General features: G+C 39.0%; 9 protein-coding genes. 8 read left to right on the top strand and 1 reads right to left on the bottom strand.

Annotated features, from left to right (window positions below; translation table 11 throughout):
* The first annotated feature begins 209 nt into the window (after positions 1–209).
* The 6 genes from ACPDHL_RS15660 (at position 210) to ACPDHL_RS15635 (ending at position 5851) form a co-directional block, all read left to right on the top strand.
* Positions 210–542, top strand: a complete 333-nt coding sequence (locus tag ACPDHL_RS15660) for a winged helix-turn-helix transcriptional regulator (RefSeq protein ID WP_430533662.1) — start codon at positions 210–212, stop codon at positions 540–542.
* A gap of 532 nt (positions 543–1074) precedes the next feature.
* Positions 1075–2031 (top strand): NUDIX hydrolase, encoded by a 957-nt coding sequence (locus ACPDHL_RS15655; RefSeq protein WP_430533661.1) that lies wholly within the window; start codon positions 1075–1077, stop codon positions 2029–2031.
* A 79-nt stretch (positions 2032–2110) separates the two neighbouring features.
* On the top strand, positions 2111–2416 hold the full coding sequence (locus ACPDHL_RS15650; RefSeq protein WP_430533660.1) for a hypothetical protein: 306 nt from the start codon (positions 2111–2113) through the stop codon (positions 2414–2416).
* 268 nt (positions 2417–2684) lie between these two features.
* Positions 2685–4226, top strand: coding sequence for a SulP family inorganic anion transporter (locus tag ACPDHL_RS15645; protein WP_430533659.1), 1542 nt, complete (start codon positions 2685–2687; stop codon positions 4224–4226).
* Between the two features lie 2 nt (positions 4227–4228).
* On the top strand, positions 4229–4852 hold the full coding sequence (locus ACPDHL_RS15640) for a carbonic anhydrase (RefSeq protein ID WP_430533658.1): 624 nt from the start codon (positions 4229–4231) through the stop codon (positions 4850–4852).
* 360 nt (positions 4853–5212) lie between these two features.
* On the top strand, positions 5213–5851 hold the full coding sequence (locus ACPDHL_RS15635; protein WP_430533657.1) for a helix-turn-helix domain-containing protein: 639 nt from the start codon (positions 5213–5215) through the stop codon (positions 5849–5851).
* 116 nt (positions 5852–5967) lie between these two features.
* Here the strand turns inward: ACPDHL_RS15635 and ACPDHL_RS15630 are convergent, their stop codons facing one another.
* Entirely contained in the window at positions 5968–6984 is a 1017-nt protein-coding gene (locus tag ACPDHL_RS15630; protein WP_430533656.1) for a helix-turn-helix transcriptional regulator, read from the bottom strand.
* A gap of 178 nt (positions 6985–7162) precedes the next feature.
* Between ACPDHL_RS15630 and ACPDHL_RS15625 the strand changes: the two genes are divergently transcribed.
* Both ACPDHL_RS15625 and ACPDHL_RS15620 read left to right on the top strand, forming a co-directional pair.
* A complete protein-coding gene (locus ACPDHL_RS15625; protein ID WP_430533655.1) occupies positions 7163–8554 on the top strand; it encodes an MATE family efflux transporter in 1392 nt (463 codons plus the stop codon).
* A 53-nt stretch (positions 8555–8607) separates the two neighbouring features.
* Positions 8608–9339, top strand: coding sequence for a DUF6796 family protein (locus ACPDHL_RS15620; RefSeq protein WP_430533654.1), 732 nt, complete (start codon positions 8608–8610; stop codon positions 9337–9339).
* Positions 9340–9450: the final 111 nt, after the last annotated feature.

Raw genomic sequence — 9450 nt, 5'->3', positions numbered from 1 at the left:
TTAATTTGTTGAACGTTGACTTTCATAGGAAAATTGAATTTTTATGGTCAACCTATGTCAGGGACGTACAGAGTGAGTGGTGAGTGGTGAGAGAAAAGTTTTCAAAGGCTTCAAAAAGGAGGAGCGCATAACAACATACAGCTTAGGCTAAAAAACTAGGTCAAATAAAATATAAGTAAGACCTTTGTCTATACAAAACGAAGTGGATTATGCAGAAACAAATTATTACAACCAAGGTTTGCCCGCTCGAATATGCTGTTAAAGCGATTAGCGGTAAATGGAAAATTCCAATTATTTGGCGAATTAACGAAGGTGAACGCAGGCCTAGTGAATTTTTAAGGGGTATAGCCACCGTAGATCGCCGTGTGCTCAACCAACAGCTGAAGGAATTAGAAGAAGCGGGAATTCTAAACAAACAACGCTTTGATGAAGTACCCCCTCGGGTAGAATATACGCTAACACCTTTGGGAATGAAATTAGTGGAGGTGTTAAAACAACTCAATGCTTGGGGAGCCTATTTATTGGAAGATCAGCACAAATAAAAACTGATTTTTTGACGGTGAGCCGTGTTTGCACGCAAAAGGATGAGAAATACTTAGTAGCTCAACTTCTAATTGAGTTTAAAGGAAGTAGGAAGCGTCTTAAAACAAGTGAAAAACAGTTGTTTTGATTCAAAGTGACCAGAAAATAGATGGAAAAAGAGTAATCTTTTTTTGTTTTTTTTGTGTTTTGTACAATATTATGTTGCCGAAATTTCATTTCATTCAACTATTTTTTTTAGCGTATTAAATAATGATTAAAAAAGCAAGTTGATGCTTTTTTTTCTTGCTTATTAGATAGATTGTTATTTCCTTTGTTGAGGAATTAAAAAAGCAAAAGTTCTTTTGGACTTGTGTCTCTTTTTTAAGTAAGGCGAAAAAAGGGATGCAGGTGAAAGTAAGAAAGAACTTTTCGTTTTTAATTTAAAAATAAAAGTGCTCTGTTTAATTGTTTGTTGTTTCATAATAGTTCTTTATTTTTAAATTAAAAACGTGTAGGGCAGACACATTTGTTTGTACTACAAAACAAAATTTTGTGAAAAAGAAAAAGCAGGATGATTTTATTGTCCTGCTTTTTCTTTTTACTTTAGCACGACGCACGACGCACGACGAGCAAAGCACAACGAACAACGAACAAACCATGTCTGCATTCAACCTTACAGTACAACAGCTTCTTATACCCCACGATCCAATAATCGATGCATTAAAACAACAGGCACAAGCTTTTTGTTTGCCTGCGCTTCCTCTACAAGAGGAGGAATATCCGACCGAAAAAAGTAAGGCGTATTGGGTTAAATTGGAGGGTGAGGTAGTGGCTTATTTTGTTCTCCGTACTGAGCTGTATTATGGACAATTGACGGAACTATATCTTTTGCCTCAGTATTTCAGGAAAGAAGGAGTAGAAGCCTTAGTAAATGAAATTCGAGCGGTAGCCCTAAAGGAGAAGTTCAACTACCTAACCGTTTGGAGTTCACCTGAAACGAATCTGATTTATGAACAACTAGGCGGACAGCGATCAAGCGTTTGGGAGGGGGAGTTTGTAGCACAACCTGCCACCGAATATTACCTCACCGTGGTGCGCGAACCTTGGCTTGATCTACAGACAGCTGGACTGGTGTGTTGGGATGGTGACAAGCTGCTCCTAGCATTCAGTAAGAATAAACAAGCGTGGTATTTACCTGGAGGAAAGATAGATGCAGGTGAGGATAGTAAACAAGCCTTAATCCGCGAAATAGAAGAGGAGCTATCCCTTTGTTTACAACCCGACCGCCTGTCGTTTTTAACCCCTATTGTAGCGCCTGCTTTTGGTGAGAAAAAGAATATCATGATGCAACAAGCCTGTTACTTTTATCCATTGAAGAACGAAACAATAACCATCGCCAATGAAATTGGGGGTGTACAGTATTTTACCAAAGAAGAATACCTCCAACATCAAATTCCAGTGCCTGGTGTATTGAAGGTTTTTGATTTTTTGGCTGAATCAAGAAGGTGAGAAGAGGTGTACTCACAATTACAAAAAAATTAACACCTCAAATTCTTGTATAGTTTCAAAAAAAAATATTTTTGTTTTCATGAAATATGCATCGCTAGTCGTTTTATTTTTCTTTGTTAACTTCATTGCTACACCAACTATTGCGGTGTTAGCAGGCATTGAATTGGATATACCGATGATTACTATTTCCGAAGAAAACAAAAAGCCAATCACCAACGCTGAGGAAGAAGAAAAAGGTCACTGCAATGACTTTCACCAGTTTCAGGATGATTTTGTTTTTCAAGATTCAGAACGCAAGGGACTTGCCTTTGCTCAGTTAAAGTTAGTGTACGAATCTCAAGAGTTTGAGGTCGTATCTCCACCTCCAGAATATTTTGTTGCTTAAAGAAAAACAAGAGTAAGTCTTACGGCTGTCAAGTGATATTCGGTACATGCAATCGAATGTCTAGTATGGCCTTGGATTGAAGTCTTGTTAGCGCTGTTTGTCTCACACAAAGAGCGATTTTTATCTTGTGTTTTCATTAGACTACTCCCTGTAATGGATGGGTTGAACCAGCTGTTTTGAGGCGATTATCGCCTTGAATACGACGGCTATGGTGCTACCGTTCCTTTACAAGAGAAGTCAATGAGATTAATTCTTTAGTAAACAAAAAATGATACATACTATGCGTTTAGCAACATGGAAAAAAAGTGTTGCTCCAGGCCTTGTGGTCTTTTTAGTCGCGCTCCCCTTGTGTTTGGGAATCGCACTAGCTTCTGGCGCACCACCGATCTCTGGAATTATTTCTGGAATTATCGGGGGGATTGTCGTCGGGTTTTTAAGTAATTCCAATGTGAGTGTAAGTGGTCCTGCTGCGGGATTGGCTGCCATTATTCTAGCGGCTATTAGTGAGTTGGGATCTTTCCAACTTTTGCTGACTGCAGGAATTATTGCAGGTGCACTGCAATTGCTCTTGGGCTTTTTACGCCTGGGTACGATTGCCAATTTTTTTCCTTCTAGCGTAATTGAAGGCATGCTAGCCGGAATAGGATTGGTTATTTTGATTAAACAACTGCCTTTGGTGTTTGGCATTGAAACCTTGGGTGATCTTAACAGCGTCGCCGTTATTCACAAAGGAACACTAGCCATTACTTTACTATCATTGGCTATTTTAATCTTGTGGAATAAAAGTAAAACATTGCGTTCGCTCTCTTTTCTACCTGCAGCACTTGTTGTTGTGGCTGTGGGAATTTCACTCAATCAATTTTGGGGATATAGCGGAAGTTCATGGCGAATTGATTCAACGCAATTAGTTGCTATGCCGCTGTTGGATGATTTTTCTGCTATTTCTTCCCTCTTTGTTTTTCCTGATTGGCGTGGATTTGTCAATCCAACGGTCTGGGTTATTGCTGGAACAATAGCCATTGTGGCCTCTATTGAGACACTTTTGTGTATAGAGGCAACAGATCGTTTGGATCCTTTAAAGCGCAGTACAAATACCAATAGAGAACTCAAAGCTCAAGGTATTGGAAATATACTGAGTTCGCTGATAGGAGGTTTACCTATGACATCTGTTGTGGTGCGTTCCTCGGCCAATGTCAATGCAGGTGGACGCTATAAAGCCTCGGCCGTTATTCACGGCGTCTTGTTGTTTTTGGCGGTACTCCTATTGCCGCTTATTTTGAATATGATCCCTTTAGCTTCTTTAGCAGCGGTGTTGATTGTAGTCGGGTATAACCTCGCTAAACCTAGTATCATTCGCCATTTTTGGCACAAAGGCTATACGCAATTCCTGCCGTTTATCGTCACCTTTGTTATGGTCGTTGCTACTGATTTATTGCTTGGGGTATTGGCAGGAATGGCGGTGAGTGTTGTTTTTTTACTTCTTGGAAATGTACGCAAAGCTTTTTCCATGCAACATACGGTGCAAGATGAGCAACGTACCTATACCTTAACCCTAGCACAAGAGGTGTCTTTTCTCAATAAAACAGCAATTAAAAATAAGCTGTATCAATTGCCCGATAATTGTCACCTAGCCATTCACGCCAAGCAAATGGGGTATATCCACATTGATGTGATTGAGTTACTTCAGACATTTATCAATGAGAAAGCCAAAGAAAAAAATATCTTCATTACCACAACGGGATTTCATAGATCCATTTATGTGGATCAAGGACAACAACATATTATTTTATCACACCGAAAAACCATATAACAATGAATTCATTTACAAAAGAAATATTAGCCAATACGACACCTGCACAAAGCTTAAACTTACTATTAGAAGGCAACAACCGCTTTGTCAATAACCTAAAATACAACCGAAATTTTCTGCATCAATTGCAAGAAACAAAAGACGGCCAGCATCCTCATGCTGTAATTTTGAGCTGTATGGATAGTAGAGCACCATTAGAACACGTTTTAGACCAAGGAATTGGCGATATCTTTAGCTTGAGAATTGCCGGAAATGTATTGACAGATGAAGTGATTGGCAGTATGGAATACGCGTGTAATGTGGTGGGAAGTAAACTCATCTTCGTATTGGGACATAGCCGTTGTGGTGCCATAACTGGAGCTTGTAATCACACTAGTTTAGGAAAGTTAGATACGATTTTGGAACGCATTCACCCCGTAGTGGATAAAGTACGCCAGCAATACGAAGCAACAGAACTTGCTCAAGCAGAACTCATCGAATTAGTAACGAAGGAAAATGTACGTACTATTGTAGACCAACTACAGCGTGTAAGCCCCTCCTTGACCAAACTGATTGCCGAAGAACAAATTGGCATAGTGGGTGGATATTACGATGTAGTCAGTGGAAAAGTAGAATTGATTTGCTAATGTAAACCGACAAATAACCTTGAAAAAGCCCCTTTATTTAGGGGCTTTTTTGATTAAAATCATATTTTTCCTGAATTGAAAATAGCCTAAAATATTCAATAATCTTTATTTTGAGAATATTAATACACTAATAAGTGATTTTATGCGAATTTTTTGTACTTTTAATGGTGGTTTTAGTCTGTTAATAAAATGAGAATTACTTGGGTTGGTCTAGATAAACTCTAGACAAGAGTGCTTTAAAAGATGGTGATGGTGAAGTATTGTTTGTTATACGTGCTTATTTTTTAAGTATGATTGAATTGTTAACATAAGAAACCACAGCAGTCGTTTACAATATTTAATTCGCAAAAAGGAAAAACTATGTTAGATGCAAATGACGTAATCAGGAGATTAAAGGTATTACTTGGGTTAAAAACTGATTTGGAACTCGCGAATCTATTAGAAATAAAACCTAATACGCTATCGTCATGGAAAATTCGAGAAACCGTGCGCTACGATAGAATTATTGAAGTTTGTAAAAAAAACAAAATTGATTTAAATGAAGTCTTTCTCATTCATCCCAATTCAGTGTATTCGATTAATTTGGATGAAAGAATTGTAAAAATGATCTCAGTGGATCATCATATTGAGTATTTTATCAATCCAGAGCGTTGTCTGGCAAGTACTCCAAGCTATGTGTTTCCTACAGAAGAAGAGGTCGATATTGCTTTTCAAGTTGGCGTAGAGAATATGTTTCCCACAATTAAAGTAAGTTCTTATTTACTGTCCAAAAAAATTGCACTTTCCGAAATGAAACCTTGGAATATTTATGTATTAATCGTGGAGAATAAAGGCGTTTTATGCTATCGTTTTAAACGGGTAACAGATACCAAAGCGTTGTTGTTTATAGCGGATAATGCTGCTTTTGAAAGTTTACTCCTGCAAGAAGAGGAGATTCGAGAGGTATTCTGTGTCCGAGGAATTTTCTTACCTCATGTAAAGAATTTAGTAGATTTTTAAGGGAGGTCATTTGCTCTTGGTTTGTTTTAGACGGATAGATAGCGGTTGGGGATCGTTAAATAAGGGCGATGAGACCAACTGCCTCAACCTTAGGATTAACATCCAGCACAAAAAAATCAGCCCTTAACGGTTTCACTAGGTGAAAAACCGTACTTCTTTTTAAATGCAGTTGAAAAATGACGTTGATTCTTATAGCCAATTCGCTCCGAAACTTCACTGACCGTTAAGGCTTGTTCGGCTAGCAACTGCTTGGCATGTTCCATTTTTTCATGAGCCCAAAAGGAAAACACAGTCGTGCCAAATAGCTCTTTAAATCCCTTTTTTAGTATAAAATCATTGGTTCCCACCTGATGCGCTAGATCGAGTAGGGAATGGGTACTATCTAAATTGTGTACCATAAAATCTCGGACGGCGTAGATCTTGTCGATGTCAGATCGCTTTAACGACCCTTGGTAAGGTTGATCACCATAGAACTGTTCCAGTTGAAGCAGCAATAGTTCAATAACTTTAGCCTCTAAAAACAAACGTTTAAAAACGCCTTTTTTATCACAGTGTATAATCTGTTCGATGATTTGATACATCTGGTGGTTGATCTGGTAGTGTTGTGGGTGAAGTAAACTCGATTGTCCCTTTTCAATCGCATTTCTAAACTGTTCAAAGAGCAGGTGATCCGTTGGTAAAAAACGAGTAAAGAAGTCAGGTCTTAAATTGATTTCACACAGTTGAAACGATTGAGATTCCCACTGCATTTTTCCACCTAATCCATTTGTGTAAAGCAAGTTGTGTGAGTTGGAGCTAAAGCTTATTTGCTTGTCAAATTGACTGGTATGTGCCGTGCTTTTTCCCTTGAGTGTAAAGTGCATCTCTATGGTTTCAAAATCACTTTCAAATCCCAAGTGTAGTGCATGAGCTAAGTGAACATCACCAAATCCGATATGTACCCCTTCAAAATAGATTTCCCTATAAAAACCCTGTCCAAGAAAAGAATCCAAATAGGTGGTATGCTCCTTAATGCCCCCTTCATCCAAATCAAAAAAAGAGGTAGGATAGTGTTTCTCTACTAAAGTGTGCTTGTGCTTCAAGTCATATAAGCGCAACGTCATCGCCATGGCATCATTTTTTTTGACGGACATTTTAATCCGTATTTGGGACATTGTGGTGAACGTTTGCCGTTACCTTTGCGCAAAGATAGTAATTGTTTAGAATGATTCTTAATAAAAAACAAGAATTTCTCTTGCTTCCTAAAAAAAAGAAGTAAGAGACTAAAGGGTTTCATTCGAGATCATTAGATCGAAATAAAAACAAAGTGATATGGATAAACAAAGACAACTCATTGTAGCAGGAAAATTGCCCAAGGTAATGGTACAATTGGCTTGGCCTGCTGTTGTAGCTATGGTTTTATATGGATTAAACAATTTTTTAGATGGCTTATTTGTCGGACATCTTGTGAGTAATACAGCCTTGGCTGCCGTGGGGATTGCCTATCCGTTGGCGCAATTTGCGCAGGGATTTGGAACGTTAATCGGCACGGGAATTGGCTCGGCTATTAGCATCTGGATCGGTGCAAAAGATACAGCTAAGCTCGAAAAGTCCATGGGAACGGTCAATTATTTGACCCTTCTTTTCTCCATTGTCCTAACGATTCCCTGTTACATTTTTGCTGAAGAATTGGTGTATATGATGGGCGGACGAGATGAAATTCTCACGCTTGGTGTGGAGTATTTTCGCGTGACAATTTTGGGAAGCTTTTTCTGGATCCACGGTTTAGCCTTAAACATGATTGTACGGGCAGAAGGAAGAATGAAAACAGCCGCGTGGATGATTGCTATTGGACTCTTGGTCGATTTAGCGTTAAAACCCTTATTTATTTCCACTTTCGGATGGGGAGTTGCTGGTGCTGCTTGGGCAACCAATAGTTCCATGCTAATTTACACCCTCTTAGGAGTATGGTATTATGCAGGAGGAAAGGCCTCTTTTCAAACGAAGTTCTGGTCCTTGCAAAAAAATAAAGCCATTATAAAAGAAACACTCGCTTTGGGTATGCCTGGTTTTATCATGATGGTGATGATTGTCATTCAAAATATTGTCGTGTTCAATGCCTTGGCCAAATATGGAACAGCAGAAGATATTACATTTTTTACTGCGGTTAATCGCTTTTATATCCTATTAAATACCCCGCTTTGGGGACTGATGCGCGCTTTACAACCCGTGGCAGGGATGAACTATGGCGCAAAGAACTACGAGCGCAGTATCAAAGCGTATCGCTTGTTTTCACTAACAGGATTGGCTGTGTTATTGCCCTTTTGGTTGTTTGTAATGCTTTATCCTTCAGGTTTACTCTCGGTTATGATTCCCAATATGGCGTTTTTACCCCAACAACTGTTTGATTTTCGCTTGTACATGAGTGTGCTGTTGGTTTTGCCTTTTGTATTTATGGCCATGGTGTGGTTTCCTGCCATTGAAGATGCTAAACCTGCAACCATCATCAGTATACTCCGTCAGCTGGTATTCTATATTCCCGTGTTGCTTATCGTACCTGCTATCTATGGCGTCAGCAGTGTGTATTGGGCAAGTGCAGCAATTGATTGGATCATCTTTGGACTTGTCCTGTATGCGGTAGTGCGCAGTGCTAAGAAACTCAAGAACAAGGCAACTGCTGTATCTGTACAACTCCTTGATGCACAAGGTAACACAGAGAATTAAACGCATAAAACAAGTAGTAAAATTAAATAACGTAACTATATTATTTCTTACATATGAATTATTCAACAAAAATTAGGTGGTCTTTTATTTCTAGTATTATTGCTTCAATCCTTTGGGTCATGGGTGATATTCTCATTGTAGGGTTTCACGTCGACCCGGCAAAATACCCTTTATTTACAGAAACCTATGTAGATCAATTGGATCACACTTTAGCCTTGCTCATGATCGAAGGCTCGACAGAACGCTTAATGTGGGGCGCACTTCTTGCGTCGATGTCAGCCTTTTTATTCTTACCAGGCGTATGGCTAGCCTATCAATTCTTTAAAGATAAAAGAAAACCACACGCTTGGTTGACCTATTTTATCTTAGTCATTAGTGTTGTATTAATGCCGTTAGGACACGCTGATTTTTACTATAGTGGAGAATTGTTTAAAGCCATTTATCATACAGATCCCAGTGCACATGCTTATCTAATCGAAATGGCCGCAGGATTTACCAAAGTGCTTTACATTGCTTGGGGTACAGCTATCGCAGTGTTGCTATTCGGTTGGCTGCTTTTTTCGATTCTCGTGTTTTGCGGAAAAACTGTACTGCCTAAATGGGTGGGGTTTATTTCTCCTGTATTTATCACCCTGTATCAGCAACCAATTAAATTACTATTGCCTGATGGACTTTTGAAAGCATGGATTAGCGCTGCTGGCTTTAATATCGCTTACTTGCTATTCTTTATTTTGTTGGCTATCTATTTCAATAAACGCGAAAAAAGTCAACATCCTTTGTTGTAAGTGGTAAGTGGTGAGTGGTGAGTGGTGAGTGGTGAGTGGTAAGTGGTAAGTGGTAAGTGGTAAGTGGTAAGTGGTAAGTGGTGAGTGGTAAGTGGTGAGTGGTAAGTGGTA

Origin of the sequence: Myroides sp. C15-4, from assembly GCF_050522745.1 — a bacterium.
Taxonomy (GTDB): Bacteria; Bacteroidota; Bacteroidia; order Flavobacteriales; family Flavobacteriaceae; genus Flavobacterium.
This window is presented reverse-complemented; position numbering and strand designations above follow the sequence as displayed.